This is a genomic window from Caballeronia sp. PC1, assembly GCF_021353155.1.
In the GTDB taxonomy this organism is placed as follows: domain Bacteria; phylum Pseudomonadota; class Gammaproteobacteria; order Burkholderiales; family Burkholderiaceae; genus Caballeronia; species Caballeronia cordobensis.
The window spans coordinates 1,412,098-1,430,730 of the sequence record NZ_JAJUBH010000002.1 but is presented as its reverse complement, the minus strand read 5'-3'; the positions used below and the strand labels follow the sequence as shown (position 1 = coordinate 1,430,730).

10 protein-coding genes are annotated in these 18,633 nt (G+C 64.3%); 2 read left to right on the top strand and 8 right to left on the bottom strand.

The genetic code is table 11. From position 1 onward, the window contains the following. Positions 1–30 precede the first annotated feature (30 nt). The 6 genes from glgX to LY284_RS22605 all read right to left on the bottom strand — a co-directional run bounded on the left by glgX (position 31) and on the right by LY284_RS22605 (position 14,994). Positions 31–2,256, bottom strand: coding sequence for a glycogen debranching protein GlgX (gene glgX, locus LY284_RS22630; protein WP_233388037.1), 2,226 nt, complete (start codon positions 2,254–2,256; stop codon positions 31–33). 690 nt (positions 2,257–2,946) lie between these two features. Next, positions 2,947–5,172, bottom strand: coding sequence for a 1,4-alpha-glucan branching protein GlgB (gene glgB, locus LY284_RS22625; RefSeq protein WP_233388036.1), 2,226 nt, complete (start codon positions 5,170–5,172; stop codon positions 2,947–2,949). Further along, positions 5,159–8,557 (bottom strand): maltose alpha-D-glucosyltransferase, encoded by a 3,399-nt coding sequence (gene treS, locus LY284_RS22620; RefSeq protein WP_233388035.1) that lies wholly within the window; start codon positions 8,555–8,557, stop codon positions 5,159–5,161. The genes glgB and treS overlap by 14 nt, the downstream gene beginning before the upstream one ends. Positions 8,558–8,633: 76 nt before the next feature. Continuing rightward, complete coding sequence (locus LY284_RS22615) at positions 8,634–12,032, bottom strand: maltotransferase domain-containing protein (protein WP_233388034.1); 3,399 nt, start codon at positions 12,030–12,032, stop codon at positions 8,634–8,636. Between the two features lie 354 nt (positions 12,033–12,386). Next, on the bottom strand, positions 12,387–14,042 hold the full coding sequence (gene glgA, locus LY284_RS22610; protein WP_233388033.1) for a glycogen synthase GlgA: 1,656 nt from the start codon (positions 14,040–14,042) through the stop codon (positions 12,387–12,389). Between the two features lie 295 nt (positions 14,043–14,337). Continuing rightward, positions 14,338–14,994, bottom strand: a complete 657-nt coding sequence (locus LY284_RS22605) for a DUF1345 domain-containing protein (protein ID WP_045455116.1) — start codon at positions 14,992–14,994, stop codon at positions 14,338–14,340. A gap of 246 nt (positions 14,995–15,240) precedes the next feature. Here LY284_RS22605 and LY284_RS22600 point away from each other — a divergent pair, with 246 nt between their 5' ends. Together LY284_RS22600 and LY284_RS22595 are read left to right on the top strand one after the other, a co-directional pair. Beyond that, entirely contained in the window at positions 15,241–15,978 is a 738-nt protein-coding gene (locus tag LY284_RS22600; RefSeq protein WP_233388032.1) for a metallophosphoesterase, read from the top strand. Positions 15,979–16,040: 62 nt separating this feature from the next. Then, a complete protein-coding gene (locus LY284_RS22595) occupies positions 16,041–17,366 on the top strand; it encodes a DNA topoisomerase IB (RefSeq protein ID WP_233388031.1) in 1,326 nt (441 codons plus the stop codon). Positions 17,367–17,400: 34 nt separating this feature from the next. Here the strand turns inward: LY284_RS22595 and LY284_RS22590 are convergent, their stop codons facing one another. After that, a complete protein-coding gene (locus tag LY284_RS22590) occupies positions 17,401–18,132 on the bottom strand; it encodes an RES family NAD+ phosphorylase (protein ID WP_233388030.1) in 732 nt (243 codons plus the stop codon). After that, positions 18,132–18,569, bottom strand: coding sequence for an MbcA/ParS/Xre antitoxin family protein (locus LY284_RS22585; protein WP_045455108.1), 438 nt, complete (start codon positions 18,567–18,569; stop codon positions 18,132–18,134). Before LY284_RS22585 ends, LY284_RS22590 begins: the two co-directional genes overlap by 1 nt. Between the last annotated feature and the right edge of the window lie 64 nt (positions 18,570–18,633).

The window sequence follows — 18,633 nt, the reverse complement described above, 5'->3', positions numbered from 1 at the left end:
CTGCGGTTTCGGCGAACTCGCTGGTGTGCGTCAGTGTGGTGAATCGGTTTCGTGCGGACGATGCGAGGTCATCGTGCCGGGATCGGGCGGCAGCGCCGTCAAAAGACGCGGCCCCTGATGCGCGCCCGCCATCCAGACGGCCTGCCAGTCGGCCTCGCCGGTGGGCTCGGCCAGCAGCACGACGATGCTGTGCGCGGCCAGCTCGAGCTCGCTTCCGACGAGCGGGCGCGTCACCGAATCGGGCTCCGCGCTATCCAGGAGCACATTCCATTCCAAGTGCGGCGCGGGCGGCATGAACACGAGCGTTTGCGACGATGCGTTGAACATGAGCAGCAGCACATCGATTTCACCGTCGACGCCGGGGCCGGCGCGCCGCAGCGTGAGCGCGCGGCCCTCGGGGTCCTGCCATGCTTCGATCGCGAGCGCCTCGCCGCGTTCATCGAACCAGCTCACATCGTAGAGCCCCGGCAACACTTCGCGGTCGCCGTAGAGAAAGCGCGTTTCGCGTAGCACCGGGTACTTTTTGCGCAGCGCAATAACTCTCGCGACGAACTCGGTCATCACGACCCCTTGCGGGCTCTTTGCGATGTTCCAGTCGAGCCAGGATATCTCGTTGTCCTGGCAATAGGCGTTGTTGTTGCCGTGTTGCGTGCGGCCGAATTCGTCGCCGGCGAGCAGCATCGGCGTGCCGAGAGACAGCAGCGTCGTCGCGATCATCGAGCGGGCGAGACGCGCGCGCAATTCGAGGATCGCGGGATCGTCGGTCGGGCCTTCCACGCCCCAGTTCGCGCTGCAATTCTCGTTGTGGCCGTCGTTGTTGCCTTCCTGATTCGCTTCGTTGTGCTTGTGCGTGTACGCGGTGACATCGGCGAGTGTGAAGCCGTCATGTGACGCGACGAAGTTCACCGACGCCCACGGCTTCCGGAAGCGCCGGTTGAAGAGCTCGGCGGAGCCGGTGAGACGCGCGGCGAGATCGGGCCGCATGCCGGAGTCGCCGCGCCAGAAGCGCCGCACGCCATCGCGATACTTGTCGTTCCATTCGGCGAAGCCCGGCGGATGATTGCCGACCTGATAGCCATCCGGTCCGATGTCCCACGGCTCGGAGATGAGCTTGCGCGTGGAGAGGACCGGATCTTGCCGGACGGCGTCGAAGAAGCCGGAGCCGGGATCGAAGCCGTGGCCTTCGCGCCCGAGCGTCACGCCGAGATCGAAACGAAAGCCGTCGATATTGAACGCGGTGCACCAGTAACGCAGCGAATCCATCACCATTTGCAGCACGCGCGGATGCGACAGGTTGAGCGTATTGCCGCAACCGGTCTCGTTGATGTAGTGGCGTTCGTCGCCGGGGATCAGGCGGTAATAGCTCGCGTTGTCGAGGCCGCGCCACGAGACCGTGGGCCCGAGTTCATTGCCTTCGCACGTATGGTTATAGACGACATCGAGGAATACTTCGATGCCGGCTGCGTGAAGCTGGCGCACGGCGATGCGCATTTCATTGAGCCGGTGCGTGGACAGATACGTGGGTTCCGGCGCGAAGAAGGCCGCAGTGTTATAGCCCCAGTAATTGCGCAGGCTGCGTTCGACGAGAAAGCGGTCGTTGAGAAACGCGTGAACGGGCAGGAATTCGACGGCGGTGATGCCGAGCTTTTGCAGATGCTCAATGAACCACGGCGACGAGAGCGCGGCGAAGGAGCCGCGTTCGTGCTGGCGAATGTCGTCGCGCATCATCGATGTGCCGCGCACGTGCGTTTCGTAGACGATGGTTTCGCCCCAGGGCGTATCGGGGCGCACGTCGCGGGACCAGTCGAAGGCGTCGTCGGTGACGATGCATTTTGGCATCGCGGGGGCGGAGTCGCGGCGATCCATCGACATGTCGAGCCGGTTCGAATGCACGCGATAGCCGAAGAGCGCGTCGGACCATCGCCAGGGGCCGACGAGTTTTTTCGCGTAGGGATCGAGAAGCAGTTTGTGCGGATTGAAACGGTGCCCGTATTGCGGCTGATAGGGGCCGTGGGCGCGCAAGCCGTAGACCGTGCCGGGGTGTGCGCCGGGTAGGTAGCCGTGCCAGATTTCGTCGGTGCATTCCGGCAGGTCGAAGCGCATCAGCTCCTTGCGGCCGGTGCTGTCGAAGAGGCATACCTCGATGCGGTGGGCATTCGAGGAGAACACGGCGAAGTTGACGCCCAGACCGTCCCAGTTGGCTCCGAGCGGGTAGGGGGCGCCCGGGAGCAACTTTTCCGGAAGTGCATTTGCCATTTTTTTTGCCTTTTGGCTTCGGGTGTTTTGGTTTTCGTTTCGTTTCGGTTCGTGGAACTTGCTTTGTTGTTGGTTTATTAGCACTGCCCCTCCCCGGGGCGGGGGTAACTTTCTTTGCTGCTGCAAAGAAAGTCACCAAAGAAAGCAGCTCTCTCACCGCCCGCGGTCACACGCACGTTGGCCATTTTTCTCCTCGGAGATCGGCCCTCGCCTAAAGAGTGCCCCCATAGGCCCAATCGGGCTTGGATCGCGCACGGTCCGTCACATCGCACCACACAACAAACTGGTACAGCCATTTCAAGCTCCGGCCTGCTTCGCGGCCGATGGGTCAATCGGGTACGCGAGCGCATTTGTGTCCCACTGGTTTCCCTCGCATACCCCACGGCAGCGCGTAGCGCTGTGCCGGAACTCTTTCGTGCTGAACCAGCGTCCTTTGCGTACTAGCTCGTCGGACCGTGCGCGATCCAAGTCCGATTGGGCCTTTGGGGGCACTCTTTAGGCGAGTGCCACGGTGGGCTGGCAAGCATGATCAAACTGCGTGTGACCGCGGGCCTGAAAAGCTGCTTTCTTTGCCTACTTTCTTTGCAGCAGCAAAGAAAGTAGGTGCCGCCCCGCACAGGGGCAGTGCTAATAGACCAACACCAAAACGGGACCAGCGCCAAACACAAAAACCAAAAAAAACCAAACCCATCAATCAGCCCGCAACACAATGGTAGACAAAGGCGGCAGAGTCAACGCAGCTGACTGCCCCTTCCCATGACTCGGATAGTCATCCGTATGAATAACCCCACCGTTCCCAGTATTCGACCCGCCATACACCGAGGCATCGGAGTTAAAAACCTCACACCATCGCCCGCGCTGCGGCAACCCAATCCGATAAGCCTGCCGCGGCACCGGCGTCATGTTGCACACTACAACCAGCTCGCGGCCTTCCGCATCCGTGCGCCGATACGCATACACGCTATTCGCGTTGTCGTCGCCCACGATCCACTCGAAGCCGCGCGAATCGCTGTCGAGCTTGTGCAACGCCGGCTCGCTCGTATAGAGCACGTTCAAATCTCGCACGAGCCTCTGCAAGCCGCCATGCAAGGCATCGTCGAGCAAATGCCAGTGCGGCGACTCATCGTGATTGAATTCCGCGAACTGGCCGAACTCGCCGCCCATGAACAACAGCTTCTTGCCCGGATGCGTCCACATGAAGCCGAAATACGCCCGCAGATTGGCGAACTTCTGCCAGCGATCGCCCGGCATCTTGTTGATCAGCGACCCCTTGCCGTGCACGACTTCATCGTGCGAAAGCGGCAGCACGAAACGCTCGGAATACGCATACACCATCCCGAACGTATACAGATGATGGTGATACTGCCGATAAACCGGATCTTCCTGCATGTAATGCAGCGTGTCGTGCATCCAGCCCATGTTCCACTTGAAGTCGAAACCGAGCCCGCCGTTCTCGACCGGCGCCGTCACGCCCGGCCACGCAGTGGATTCTTCGGCTACCGTAATCGCGCCCGGAATCTGCCGCACTTCATGATTCAGACGCTTCAGGAAGGCGATCGATTCGAGGTTCTCGCGTCCGCCGTAAATGTTCGGCACCCACTCGCCCGCCTTGCGCGAATAGTCGCGATACAGCATCGAAGCGACCGCATCGACGCGCAATCCATCGATGTGATAACGCTTCAGCCACGCCAGCCCCGACGCGATCAGGAACGCGCTCACCTCGTTGCGGCCGAGGTTGTAGATCATCGTGTTCCAGTCCTGGTGATAGCCCTCGCGCGGGTCCGCATGCTCGTACAAAGGCGTGCCGTCGAACTCCACGAGTCCGTGCGCGTCGTTCGGAAAGTGCGCCGGCACCCAGTCGATGATGACGCCCAGCCCCGCTTCGTGCGCGCGATTCACGAACTCCGCGAACTGCTCCGGCGTGCCGAAGCGCGCGGAAGGCGAGAACTGCCCGAGCGGCTGATAACCCCACGAGCCGCCGAACGGATGCTCGGCGATCGGCATGAATTCGAGGTGCGTGAAGCCCATGCCCTTCGCATACGGAATCAAACGCTCCGCGAGCTCGTGCCAGTTCATGCCACGATTGCCCTCTTCAGGCACGCGCAGCCACGATTCCGCATGCGCCTCGTAAATCGTAATCGGCGATTGCGGCGTTTGCTTGCCGCCGCGCGTGGCCATCCATTCCGCATCGGTCCACGCGTAGTGATCGATCGCATCGGCATCCGCGACGACCGATGCCGTCGATGGCGGCTTCTCGCTCTGCATCGCGCAGGGATCGGCTTTCAGCGGCAGCGTGTGGCCGTCGCGCGTGACGATCTCGTACTTGTAACGCGTGCCCGCGCCGATGCCCGGAATGAACAGCTCCCACACGCCCGCGTTGTGCCGCATGCGCATCGGGTGACGCCGGCCATCCCAGGTGTTGAAGTCGCCCACCACCGACACGCGCCGCGCGTTTGGCGCCCATACCGCGAAGCGCACGCCTGCGACGTTGCCGTGCGTGACCGGACGCGAGCCCAGGCATTCGAGCACCGCATACGGGTCCGCTTGCGAGAGGCGCGTGAGCCATTCATCGCTGAGCACGGGGCCGAACGAATACGTGTCGTGCGTCTCCTGCGGCGTGCCGTGCCAGTCGACCTGCAAGCGATACGCCGCCGGCCTTTCGACGAAGCCCGCATACAGCCCCGCATCGTGAATGCGCGCGAGCGAGCCGAGATGCTCGCCATTGCCCGAGTCCGCGACGCTCACCGACGATGCGCCGGGCAGAAACACGCGCACGACATGGCCGAGATCGGTTTGATGCAGACCGAGCATCGCGAACGGATCGGGATGCCGGGCCTCGACGAGTGCGTCGATGTCGAGCGGATTAAGACCGTGCGCCGGATTCCTGGTATCCGCCGGATCGCTACGATTGTTCATGGTGGGTTCCATCCGGATTGTCCTTGGTTGCTCCGAACACGGGCCGCGTGCCGGGCGCGGGCGGCTCGCCCGTGTCGCCGAGCAAGCGGCTCGCGAGCGACGCGAGACCCCGCAACGGAAGGCCGATCCAGGTCGGCCGGTTCGCTGCTTCGTAGCGGATTTCGTAAGCGGCCTTTTCGATCAGGAAGAGATCGAGCAACGGTTGAAACACGTCTTCGGCCGCGATGATTTCCGGCGACGATGCGATCGCCGCCATGTACTCCCGCAAGAAGCTCTCCTCGGCGAACGCGCGCAGCCGCTCGAACAATGCGCGCTTGCGGTCCGCCGTCTGCGCGGGCGCGTTCTCCGTGGTCGATTGCGCCGCCGCGCTCGCATACGACAGCGAACGCAAGAGGCCTGCCACATCGCGCAACGGGCTCGTCTTTCTGCGGCGCTCGTCGAGGGCGCGCGCGGGCTCGCCTTCGAAGTCGATCAGATAGGCGTCGCCCTGCGCCATCAACACCTGGCCGAGATGGAAGTCGCCATGAATGCGGATGCACAGCGCATCCGCGCCGGGCGCGACGAGCTTCTTCACGGCATCGACGAGCATGTCGCGACGATCGAGCAGGCTCTGCGCAAGGAAGCGCTCGTGCTCGCCGAATTCGCTCATCTTGTTCGCGAGAATATCGAGCGCGGAGTTGAGCAGCGCGAGCGTGCCGTCGATCCAGCCCTTCACGTCGTCGTGCGATGCGCGCTGCGGCGAAAACGCTTCGTCTTCCGTCGGCGATGCGAGCGCCACATGCAGCTCGCCCAGCCGCTTGCCGATGATCCCCGCGATATTGCCGTAGCCCTGGAAACCTTCGGCTTGCACGTCGCGTTCATGCTGATGCTCGTCGGGCTCGACCGCGACGGCGAGTTCATCGACGGTGCGGCGCAGATAGTCGAGCGCGTAGTTCCACGCATCGCCCTGATTGTCGATGTAGCCCTGCAGGATGACGAGCGTATGCGGCACGCCCTGCGGATCGACGCGCACCACTTCGCCATACAGCGGCCCGGTGTTCGCATAGCCAAGCTGCGTCAGATAGCGGCTCATCTCCGCTTCCGGATGAATGCCGCCGACGACGCGCCGCACGAGCTTCAGCACGATCTTGTCCGCGATCACGAGCGAGCTGTTGCTCTGCTCGGCCGCGAGCCAGCGGATTTCGGGCGGATCGGCGGGATAGAAGTTGAGTTCGTCGAGACGCGCGGTCGGAATGAAGCGGATCTCGCTCTTCTGCACGGTCGGCACGACGGCGCGCGACTTCAGTCCGCGCAGCACGCCGTAGGTGAATTGCGGCACCGCGAAGGCATCGGTGAGATGCCCGATGTTGCGGTTGCGCCGCACGCGCGCCAATGCAAGCTGCATGTAGAGCGGCGAAGTCGTTTCCGTGCCCCACGCGATGGAAAGCGGCAGCACGTAGCGCTCGCAATGATCGCCGACGTCCGCTTCGATCTCGGTGAACGCGAAGCCCGCGCCTTCGATCGTCGTCAATGCGGCGAGGCGCACCGCATGCAGCTTCTGATCCTTCGATGCGAACCAGCGGCGCTTGCTCAGGTAATTCGGCAGCACTTCCGATTCGAGCAGCCGCACGTTCTCCGGCGTCGGTCCGGTCTGGCCCGCGCGAATCACCATCGTCACGAATTCGGGCAACTGCTCGGAAGGCGCCTGCGCCCACGCGGGCCGCAGATTGCCGGGGCAAAGCTGGAACCACAGAAAGCCGTAGGGCGGGAAGGTCAGCAGATACGTGAGCTTGCCGATGGCCGGAAAGGGCGAATCGGCGGTCATTTCGAGCGGCACCGAGTTCTCGAATTCCGACAGGTCGAGTTCCACCGGCTGCGGCGCGCGCGAGAGATTCGCGACGCACAGAATGGGCGGATGGCCTTCGAGCTCGCGCACATAAGCGAGGATCTTGCGATTCGCGGGCCGCAGGAAACGGATCGTGCCGCGTCCGAATGCGTGTGTCGAGCGGCGCACCGCGAGCATCCTGCGCGTCCAGTTGAGCAGCGAATGCGGATCGCGGCTCTGCGATTCGACGTTCACCGCGTCGTAGCCGTAGAGCGAGCCCATCACGGGCGGCAACACGAGCTGTTCCGGGTCGGCGCGCGAGAAGCCGCCGTTGCGGTCGGACGACCATTGCATCGGCGTGCGCACGCCATCGCGGTCGCCGAGGTGGATGTTGTCGCCCATGCCCAGTTCGTCGCCGTAATAGATGACCGGCGTGCCCGGCATCGACAGCAGGAGCGAGTTGATCAGTTCGATGCGCCTTCTGTCGCGCTCCATCAACGGTGCGAGACGGCGGCGAATGCCCAGGTTCAGGCGCGCGCGGCGATCGCTCGCATACGTGTTCCACAAGTAGTCGCGCTCGGAGTCCGTGACCATTTCGAGCGTGAGCTCGTCGTGGTTGCGCAGGAAGATCGCCCATTGATTCGTGGTGCCGAGGTCCGGTGTCTGCCGCATGATGTCGGTGATCGGAAAGCGGTCTTCGCTCGCGATCGACATGTAGATGCGCGGCATCAGCGGGAAGTGGAACGCCATGTGGCATTCGTCTTCGTCGCCGAAATATTCCTTCACGTCTTCCGGCCACTGGTTCGCTTCCGCGAGCAGCATGCGGTTCGGATACTCCGCGTCGATCGTCGCGCGAATCTTCTTCAGAATGTCATGCGTCTCGGGCAGATTCTCGTTGTTCGTGCCTTCGCGCTCGACGAGATACGGCACCGCATCCAGCCGCAGCCCGTCGATACCCATGTCGAGCCAGAAGCGCATCACCGATAGCACTTCCTTGAGGACGGCGGGATTGTCGAAGTTCAGATCGGGCTGGTGCGAATAGAAGCGATGCCAGTAGTACTGGCCCGCGACCGGATCGTGCGTCCAGTTGGAAGGCTCCGTGTCGATGAAGATGATGCGCGTCTCTTCGTACTTCTTGTCCGTGTCGGACCACACGTAATAGTTGCGATGCGCCGAGCCCGGCTTCGCATGCCGCGCGCGCTGGAACCACGGATGCTGATCCGACGTGTGATTGATGACAAGCTCGGTGATCACGCGTATGCCGCGCGCGTGCGCTTCCTGGATGAAGCGTTTCACGTCCGCGATCGTGCCGTAGTCCGGATGCACGTTGCGGTAATCGGCGATGTCGTAGCCGTCGTCGCGGCGCGGCGATGGATAGAACGGCAGCAGCCAGATCGCATCGACGCCCAGTTCCGCGATGTAGTCGAGTTTCGCGAGCAGGCCGGGAAAATCGCCGATGCCGTCGTTGTTCGCATCGAAGAAAGACTTGATGTGAACCTGATAGATGATCGCGTCCTTGTACCAGAGCGGATCGTCGCTGAGAACCGACGCCTTCTTGTTGCGCTTCACCCTTGTATCCACGGTTTCGCTCCAATGTTCTTGGTGTGCTTTCGTACGTCGATGAATCACGCCTCGTGCATCACGTCACGTGCATCCGTCACTCTTCGGGCTGCGGCTTCGGCAAGCCCCATGTCGGAGCAATGCGCCAGATCGCGAACGGCAGCGAATGCGGGTCGAGCCGCACGTGCTGACGCCGTCCGCGCCATTCGAATCGTTCGCCCGTCACCTGATCTTCGACGGCGAGCGCGTCCCATTCGCGCACGCCCCAGCGTTCGAGCGTCTGCCACGGCAAGTCGATATCCGCGCCTTGCTCGTTGAACGGATCGAGATTGATCGCGACGAGCACGACGTTGTCGCGCGATGCATTCGCCTTCTCGAAGAACAGGATGTGGTCGTTATGCGCGGGCAGGAAATTCACGCCGAGATGCGTCTGCAAGGCGGGATTCGCACGGCGAATGCGATTCAACGCCGTGATCTCGGTCACGATGTTGCCGGGCCGGTTCCAGTCCCACGCCTTCAGTTCGTACTTCTCGGAGTCCAGATATTCCTCGCTGTTCGGCAGCGCGGCGGATTCGCAAAGTTCGAAACCGCTATACACGCCCCAGAGTCCCGACAAGGTCGCCGCCAGCGCCGCGCGAATCACGAAGCCCGGCCGCCCCGAGCTTTGCAGAAAGCGCGGATTGATGTCCGGCGTATTGACGAAGAAGTTCGGGCGGAAGTAATCCTTCGCGTCGGTCTGCGTGAGATCGTGCATGTAGTCGATGAAGTCGCGCTTGCTTTCGCGCCACGTGAAATACGTGTACGACTGCGAGAAGCCGAGCTTCGCGAGACGGTTCATCACGCGCGGCCGCGTGAACGCTTCGGAGAGGAAGATCACATCGGGATGGCGCGCGCGCACGTCGCCGATCGCCCATTCCCAGAACGGAAACGGCTTCGTATGCGGGTTGTCCACGCGGAAGATGCGCACGCCCGCCGCGATCCAGTGCAGGAAGACATCGCGCAACGCGATCCACAGATCGGGCTTGGCGTCCTGCGCATAGAAGTCCGGATTCACGATGTCCTGATACTTCTTCGGCGGATTCTCCGCGTAGCGCAGCGTGCCGTCGGGACGCCACGCGAACCATGTCGGATGCGCCTTCAGCCACGGATGGTCCGGCGAGCATTGCACCGCGAAGTCGAGCGCGATCTCGAGGCCGTGTTCATGCGCGGCTTCGAGCATGCGCTTGAAGTCGTCGAAATTGCCGAGCTCGGGATGCAGCGCATCGTGGCCGCCTTCCTTGCCGCCGATCGCATACGGACTGCCCACATCGCCGGGCTGCGCGGTCAGCGTGTTGTTCTTGCCCTTGCGGTTCGCCACGCCGATCGGATGGATCGGCGGAAAGTACAGCACGTCGAAGCCCATCTCGCGGATGCGCGGCATCTTGCCGATCACGTCGATGAACGTGCCGTGGCGATTTACGTCGTCGCTCATCGAACGCGGGAAGATTTCGTACCACGACGCAAAGCGCGCGGCGGCGCGTTCCGAATCGATGCGATACACCACCGGGTCGCGCGACAGGAACGGGCGATGCCTTGCCGCCGCGACGGCCTTCGCGGTCGCGGGCGCGAGCACGAGTTCGAGCTTGCGCGCGTCTTCGGCCTTCGTGAATTCCTGGACGATCTTTTCGAGCGGCTTGCTGTCGGCGTCGGGATCGTCGGCGGTCTTGACTTCGGCGAGGATCAGCGCGAACAGATGCTTCGCTTCCTCGACTTCGAGTTCGACCGTCTGATTCGCCTTCAGCTTCTTCTGCATGTGATCGACGAGCGACGCGTAATCGTCGCGCCATGCCATCACGACGAACTCGTGACGGCCCACGCGTTCGAGCGGAATGCGCGTGCTCCACAGATCGAGGCCGGCCGGCTGCACGGCGTGCATCGGCGCTTCGTGCCAGACGGTTTCGTCGGCGGCGCGCCACTGCACGGAAGCCGCGATCTTGTCATGCCCTTCGGCGAAGATCGCCGCCTGAATCTCCACCGCTTCGCCGACGATGCGCTTGGCCGGAAAGCGCCCGTGATCGACCGAAGGCGTAACGCTTTCGATCGACACGCGCGGTGCCGTGATCGCATCGGCGACGGCCTTCTTGTCGGCGGCCTTCGCGCCGCGCTTGACCTGCGGCTGCGCGAGCAGAATGTATGGTTCGGCTTCCGCGCGGAACAGGCGCACTTCGCCCGCCTTGAGCGAGAAGGGCGCGAGACGCTCGGCACGGCCCATCGCGTCGTCGATGAGCGCGAAGCGCGTGTAATTGCCCGGCACCGATTCGAGCAGATGCAGCGTATCGACATGCACCGGCGCGACGAGATCGGGATTGACGATCGCGAGCACTGCGTTCTCGCTGTGACGCAGATCGCCGCCGTCCGCGCGGATGACCGCGGCGTACGGCGTGCCCGCGCCCGTCAGCGCGCGCAGTTCGCCGACGCTCGAGAGCGTGCCGATATTGCGTTGCAGATCGTTCGCGCGGCGGATGCGCGCCGTGAGATCGATGCGCTTCTCGTTCTTCGCGCGCTCGTATTCGGCGGCGATGCCGTATTGCGGCGACATCGGCAGGCCGACGCCGTATTCGAAGCCCATCGGCACCATGATGCCGGTGCCGAGCGCGGCGGCCGTGTCGAGCGCGCGCGCGTAAGCGCGTTCGACGAGCGCGGTGTCGCTCGTGTCCGACAGATCGCCGATAAGACGTGCGCCGAACGGATCTTCCGGAAACGCGATCGGCGCTGCGATGCGCGCGAGGGCCGCGTGTTCATCGAAGAGCCATGCGCTCTTGAAGTCCCACCAGCGCGTCGATGAAAACACGGCGTCGAACGCGGCATCGGCGAGACCATGCAGGTCGTGACGCGTGACGCCAACGGTCCACGCGAGCCAGCGCGTCTCGGGATGCTTCTCGCGCACCGCCGCGCCGAGCCTGCGCCACACATGCGCGGGCACGGCATGCGGCGCATCGAAACGAAAGCCGCCGACGCCCGCATCGGCGAGCAGGCTCAACTCGCGCGCCCACCATTCGGTCAGATGATGCGCGGCTTCGCCATCGGCGAAATTCGCCCACGCGACATCACGCTGACGCGGCGGCTTGCGCGGATCGAGCCGTGCATCGGCGCTTTCGAACGGCTGGAACCAGTGCTTGTTCTCGCTGTAAAGCCCGCCTTCGGCGCTCACGCGGTCGATCACGATATCGACGAGCAGCGTGAGCTTGTGCTTCTTCGCGGCATCGGCGAGCTGGCGCAGGCCGTCGGATGCGCTCGCATCGGACTCGAAAACGGGATGCAGCCGATGATGATCCGCGACGGCTTCGCGATGCCCGTTGCTGCCGGGCACGAACGGCGAGCCGATCAGGACATGATCGAAGCCGAGGCCGGCCGCATGCTCGAACTGGGCGGGCCAGTTCGCGAGCGGGCCGACGAGCAGGGGATCGATGAAGTAGATACGAGGCGCGTACGCATGATGAGCTTGATGGTTTTCCATCGTTCGTCTTTTCCAGAGTCGTCCTGCGGTGGCGGGGATGCGGGCATCGGTCGCGATCACGCTCACGGGCCAAACTGGCTGAAGAGCCGGTCCGCACGTGGGCGATCGCGGGCGGACTTCAGGCGGAACTCAGACTACACCCGGGCGCCGCTCGAATCATCGGCGCCTGCCTGCCGCGTTTCGCGATGCACCGTGCATCGAGCGCGGGTCGCGCTCCGGTGGCGCCGCGGTCCCCAAGTCATTTCCTTCGGGCTCGCACGGGGCGAGGCAGCATGTTGCGTGCCGCGCCCGGCGCGTATCCGGCTCTCTCGCTTTCATCAAGGCAATACTATGGAGCAACTGAAGCCGTCATGCTCAGGCAGTGCGCACGAGCGCATGCGCCTCCCGGCCGTGCGCGGGCAGGGGCGTTTGCATGACGTCGGGGACGCGGCGCGCGCGCAATGCGGTGCGGCTCGGACGCGCGTCGGTCAGGCCGACGTACAGTGCGACTATCTTCGTCACGGCTTCGTTCCATCCGAAGTCGCACGACATCGCGTTGCGCTGCAACGCGCGCCATGCCTGCGGACGCATGTACGCATCGATCGCGCGGGTCGCGGCGCCGACGATATCGCCGGCCTGCTCGCCATCGAAAAGAAAGCCGGTGGGCGCGCTCATGTCGCGCGGCGCGGGGCTCGACGGGATCGGCATGTCATGCGTTCCGTCGCGCAGCATCATCGGCGCACGATAGACGGCATGCGCGATGCGCGACACGTTTTGCGCCGCATCGACGATCGTGTCGGCGAGACCGCCCACGCGCGAGGCGACCGGCAGCGTGCCGTAGCGCATCGCGTACATCTGCGTGAGGCCGCATGGCTCGAAGCGGCTCGCGTGCAGCAGGATGTCCGCGCCCGCGTGCAGCGCGTGGGCGCGGCGCTCGTCATACCCGATATGCACGCCGACACGATCCGGCCACTCGCGCGCGAGCTTTCTGAAGCCCGCCTCGATATACGCTTCGCCCTTGCCGATGACAGCCAGTTGAAGGCGCGGATGTTTCTGCAGGAGACGCGGCAGCGCGTCGAGCACGACATCGGCGAGCTTTTGCCCGGTCATGCGGCTGCCGATCGCCATCAGCGGCGCGAAAGGATCGACGGGCAGCCCGAAGCGGCGTTGCAGCGCGCGCTTGCAGGCGTGCTTGCCGCGCATATCGTCGAAGGAATAATTGCGTTCGATGAGGGTATCGCTCGCGGGGTTCCACGTCGTTTCGTCGATGCCGTTGACGACGCCCGACAGCTTGTCCGCGCAGCTTTGCAGCACGCCTTCCATCAGATGGCCGAAACGCGGCGTGAGGATTTCGCGCGCATAGGTCTCGGATACGGTCGTGATGCGGTCGGCGTGGACGATGCCCGCTTTCATCAGACTCAACGCGCCGTAGAACTCGATGCTCTTCGGGTCGTTGAACGCATGCACGAGCCACTCCGCGGGCACGCCGAGCGACGCACCAAGCGAGAGCGCGTAATTGCCTTGGAATGCGAGATTGTGGATCGTGAAAACGCTCTTCGCGTGCACGCCGGCGTGCTTCATCAGAAGCGGTGTGAGGCCGGTGTGCCAGTCGTGCGCATGCACGATGTCCGGTTTCTTCACGCCGCGAACGCCTTGCGCGATTCTGACCGCGGCGGCCGAGAGCGTGGCGAAGCGGATCGCGTTGTCCGTGTAGTCGCGGCCCTGCGCGTCCTGATACAGGCCGGTGCGCGCAAACAGCGTGTCGCAGCGCAGCAGCAGCACGGGCACACCGGTGTCGGGCATGCGGCCGCGCAGCAGCGACGCATCGCCGCCGGGCAGGCCCGTGAGCGTGGCGACCTTGGTCAAGCCTTGCGCCTGAGCGATGGCGTTCGGATACGCGGGAAGCAGAATCGTTGCATCGATGCCGGCTTGGCGCAGCGCGGCGGCATAGGCGCTGACCATGTCGCCGAGTCCGCCGGTCTTGGCGAGCGGGACGGCTTCGGAGGCGACCAGCAGAACGTTCAGAGGCAAAGTTGGGCTCCTGTTGAAGCGGAATCGCGCGGGCGTCACGCCGCGCATGCGGATGCTGATCGGGAATTCGTCTGAATGGGCTGGCGCATTGCAGCAATCGGTGTGCCACGCGTGGGGTAGGCGTGTGCGTTGCAGCACGTTCGATTCCGCTCATGGCGTAAAAGGACGGGCGGCGCTGCAATCCGGCAGACGTGAAATGGCACGGGCGTGCCGCGTGTAAAAGTGACAGCGGCGCGCGCCGCGTTTTTACACGGCGCAAACCATGAGCTTATGGAGCGCGCGTGACAGCGTCGTTTCAGCCGCCGACCATGCTCGCGGCAATGTTGATCGACAGGCCGAGCACGGCGAGATTGAAGAAGAACGACATCACCGATTGCGCGAGCGCGGCGCGGCGCGCGGACGTCGAGCCGAGCGCGATATCGGCGGTTTGCGACGCGACCGCGATCGTGAAGGAGAAGTAGAGGAAGTCCCAGTAATCGGGCTTCAGATGCTTGTCGGGAAAGCGCAGCGCGGGGTCGCCAGCCGGCGACTGATAGTAGTGCCGCGCATAGTGCAGCGTGAACATCGTCGGGATGAGGAACCACGCGCCGAGCATCGTCGCGGCGGTCAGCAGATAGTGCGGCAGGGCTCTGGCGCCGAGACTCTTCGCCGCCGCGAGCTCGACGACGATCGCGACGATGCTCGCGATCGCCGCGATGCTCACGACCATCAGCACGGTCGCGGCGTTCTCGTCTTCGCGCTCGGCGAGCGCCTGCACGTCGGTCTGGCGCGCCGTCGCCATCTGCAGCCAGATGAGCGCGAGATAGAGCCATACCGCCGAATCCCAGCCGATCAGCGCGCGCGCCGTCGGCCGGATGTGCGCCGGAACCAGAGCCGCGACCACGCAACCGGCCAGCAGGCCGATGAGGGCGCGCGGCCGGTTGCGCAGGACGGGCGGAAGGAAATGCTTCATGTCGTCGTTGTCCGCATGAGAGGCAGGGTCGCTCGATGCCCGCGATTATTGCTGTTTAGTCTTTCAGCAAGCTGATCTTCCATCGCGCAATAACTACGTGCGCTCAGTCGCGCTATCAGCAGCTTTTACATGCCGCATGCTCGCGCGCGTAACGCGCCTGTAACGAGTGTTCGCGCCGCCCGCCGAGCAGGGGCAAAAGCGATTTAGCCCGCACACGGCGCAATTGAGCCGCGCTATCATCGGCGCATGAACGATCCTACCTTTCCTATCGTATGTAGACATCCTGCCAATGAGGTCGGCCGCGACTTCGTGGTCGGCGATCTGCATGGCTGCGTCGATGCGCTGCGCTATCTGCTGCACGAAATCGGCTTCGATGCGGAGCGGGATCGTTTGTTTTCCGTCGGCGATCTCGTCGATCGCGGCGCGGATTCGCTCGCGGCGGTCGATCTCATCGACAAGCCGTGGTTCTACGCGGTGCGCGGCAATCATGAAGATGCGCTGATGTCGGTCGCGGCCGGCACGATGCGGCGTCAGTCGTGGTACGCGATCGGCGGCGCGTGGGCCGAAACGCTCACGGACGACGAACTGGCCGCGCTCGCCGTGCGGCTCGAAAAATTGCCGCTCGTGCGTATCGTCGGCGAGGGCGCTCAGCGCTTCAACGTGCTGCACGCGGAATTCTTCGGCAGCGACGCCGAACTCGACGCCGCCGAATTCTCCGACGATGCGCGCAATCAGATCTTGTGGGGCCGCGGTCTCGCGCTCGGCCACGCGGACCCGTCGCGGCAAATCGGGCTCTCGACCACGTACTGCGGCCACACGCCGATGCGCGCGGTGAGGCAGATCGGCTCGCAGGTTTTCATCGATACGGCGGCGTTCGCATCGGAAGGGCGGCTCACGATCGTCCAGCCCGGCACCGACGAGCGCTGGTCCGTGAAGGAGCGCTGGGCTGCGTCCGAAGGCGCGGCGGCGCTCGCGCTGCCTTGATCTCGCGACGGCGGCCACGCGTGCCCGGATAGCCCGGCACGCACGTTGCTCGATGCTTCGCCATGACAACGAAAGCAGACCAGGCGAGGCACACGGTGGCGACGATCGACAAAAACAGCGACGCAGGCGGCCCGCAAGGCTGCCCCGAGGACTTGCCGCCGGGCCTGCGCTACATGGACGATGCGCGGCGCGGCTACACGCGCGAGTGGATCGACGGCGCGTTCGCGTACTTCAACACGCAGGGCAGGCGCATCGACGACGAAGCCGAGATTCGCCGCATCAACGCGCTCGCGATTCCGCCCGCGTACACCGCCGTTTGGATTTGTCCCGACGCGCGCGGCCATCTTCAGGCAACGGGGCGCGATGCGCGCGGACGCAAGCAGTATCGCTATCACCCGCAATGGCGCGAGACGCGCGACGCCAACAAGTACGAGCGCATGCTCGCCTTCTCCGCCGTGCTGCCGAGACTGCGCGCCCGCGTCGCGCGCGATCTTTCGCTGGAAGGCATGCCGCGCGACAAGGTGCTCGCCACCGTCGTGCGCCTGCTCGACACGACACTGATCCGCGTCGGCAGCGAAGAGTACGCGCGCGAAAATCGCTCTTACGGACTGACGACGTTGCGAAAGCGTCATCTCAAGGTATCGGCGGGAACGCTAAGGTTCAAGTTCCGCGGCAAGAGCGGGATCGAGCACGACGTCGCCGTGAGCGACGCGCGGGTCGCGCACATCGTCAAGCGCTGCCTGGATCTGCCGGGACAGGATCTTTTCCAGTATCTCGATGAAGACGGCGAGCGGCATGCGGTGAGCTCGTCGGACATCAACGATTATTTGCGCGAGATCACCGGCGCGGACTTCACGGCGAAGGACTACCGGACGTGGGCAGGCAGCGTGTTCGCGCTCGCGGCGCTGCGAAAGCTCGAATGGGAGACGGTGACGGAGGCGCGCAAGCATGTCGTCGGCACGATCAAGGACGTCGCGCAACTGCTGCGCAATACGCCCGCCGTATGCCGCAAATGCTATGTGCATCCCGCCGTGATCGAGGCGTTCGAGGCGGGCGAACTCGCGCAGGCCATGCCTGCATCGCGCCGCAACGGCCTCAAGACCGACGAAGCCGCGCTCGCGATTTTTCTCGAGAAGGACGCGAAGCGGCGCACGCGCGAGGCCGCTCGCAAGAACCGCAAGGGCGCCCCGCCAAGCGATACACGTCTCACGCGGATGCTGGCGGAATCGAGCCGCAAGGCGCGCGCGGGCGCGTTGAAGGGCAGCGGCAAGAGCGCGGCGGCCCAGGCGCTCGATCACGCCGCCAAGAAGCCGGCGGGCAAGGCCGCGCGCCCGGCGTCGAAGAAGCTCGGGCGCACGCGCACGGAGACGGCGGTGGCGATCAGCTAAGAGCGCGGCTGAGATGCGCCAAACGTTTGCCTGCTCAGCCGACCTGATTCAGCTCGAACACATAATCGATCGACTCGCCGTTCCAGTTGTATTCGAGGTACGCGGCGTGACGGCAGTCGCGCAGCATCGTCGTGCGCAGCGCGGCGAGGCATTCGCCTTCCGGATCGCGCACCGACGGATACACGATGCCCGGCGCGCCCGCCGCCCGCACCGCGCGGCCGAGCGCCTTGCCCGGGCCGTAGTCGTCCGGCGCGAGAATGCGCGGGTCGAGCGCCGCATGCGCGATCGCCTCGCCGCGCAGATCGATGACTTCGCCGTGCGCCATCACCGTGTAGAGACGCATCTGCTGACGCAGCGGCGCTTCGTTCGTCGCGGCGAGAAAGAGGCCGGCGTGATAGCGGGTCTCCGCGATGGCCGTTTGCCGCTCGCGGCCGCAATAGAACACACCGTAGCTGCCGTCGGAGAAACGGCTGCCGTTCGGGTTCAGATGCGTGAAGGCCGCCATGATCGGCCCGCAGCCCGGCCCGAAGCAGCGCTCGTCGGGCGGCACGAGATCGAGTTCGCCGACTTCGGTGCGCAGGCGGTCGTTGGTCATCGCTTCGAGCGCGTAGAGCGCTTCGAAATCCTGCGGCGACGCCACGCGGTCGAACAGGTTGACTGCGGGAAAACGCGTGGGAATCACGCGATAGGCGGGCGACCAGTCGAGCAGACCGTGCGGCCACCGTTCGCGCCAGTTCGATGTGTCCTTGCTGAATGTCACTGCCATCACGCCCAGCCGCCTCGCATCGCGTCGAGATACTGGCGCACGGCGACGAGGTCGCTGATATTGCCCGCCAGCAGGCGATCGAGCGCCGGACGTCCGCCGAAAGGCGGCGCGGCGTTGGGGCGGCGAATCCAGGTATCGGCGGCCCGCGGGTCGGGCAGGAGAATCTGCAGCGCCTTGTAGATGCCGAGAATCAGCGAGAGACGCTCCAGCGTGTCGCGCGTGAGCCGCGCGGACGCGGGTTCCTGCTTCCACTTGAAGTAGGTGGAGCGGCCGGGCGAGCCAAGCAGCTTGATCTGGTCTTCGGCGGAGAGCGCCCAGTCGCGGGCGATATTGAAGAACGCGCGCAGGCCGGCGGCGGATAAATCGCTGGAGTCCAGCGCCGGATGCGGCGCCGGATGGCCAGCCGGCACATGCACGGCGCGTGCGGCGTTAGACATGTCGTTAAGTCTCCAAAGGAACTAATTTTGTATATTAGTCCACAACTGGATTAATGCAAGCATG

What these genes read in the sequence shown, in the direction of transcription:
- glgX (WP_233388037.1), bottom strand. Translation starts at nt 2,256, where the DNA reads ATGGCAAATGCACTTCCGGAAAAGTTGCTCCCGGGCGCCCCCTACCCG.
- glgB (WP_233388036.1), bottom strand. Translation starts at nt 5,172, where the DNA reads ATGAACAATCGTAGCGATCCGGCGGATACCAGGAATCCGGCGCACGGT.
- LY284_RS22615 (WP_233388034.1), bottom strand. Translation starts at nt 12,032, where the DNA reads ATGGAAAACCATCAAGCTCATCATGCGTACGCGCCTCGTATCTACTTC.
- LY284_RS22605 (WP_045455116.1), bottom strand. Translation starts at nt 14,994, where the DNA reads ATGAAGCATTTCCTTCCGCCCGTCCTGCGCAACCGGCCGCGCGCCCTC.
- LY284_RS22600 (WP_233388032.1), top strand. Translation starts at nt 15,241, where the DNA reads ATGAACGATCCTACCTTTCCTATCGTATGTAGACATCCTGCCAATGAG.
- LY284_RS22595 (WP_233388031.1), top strand. Translation starts at nt 16,041, where the DNA reads ATGACAACGAAAGCAGACCAGGCGAGGCACACGGTGGCGACGATCGAC.
- LY284_RS22590 (WP_233388030.1), bottom strand. Translation starts at nt 18,132, where the DNA reads ATGGCAGTGACATTCAGCAAGGACACATCGAACTGGCGCGAACGGTGG.
- LY284_RS22585 (WP_045455108.1), bottom strand. Translation starts at nt 18,569, where the DNA reads ATGTCTAACGCCGCACGCGCCGTGCATGTGCCGGCTGGCCATCCGGCG.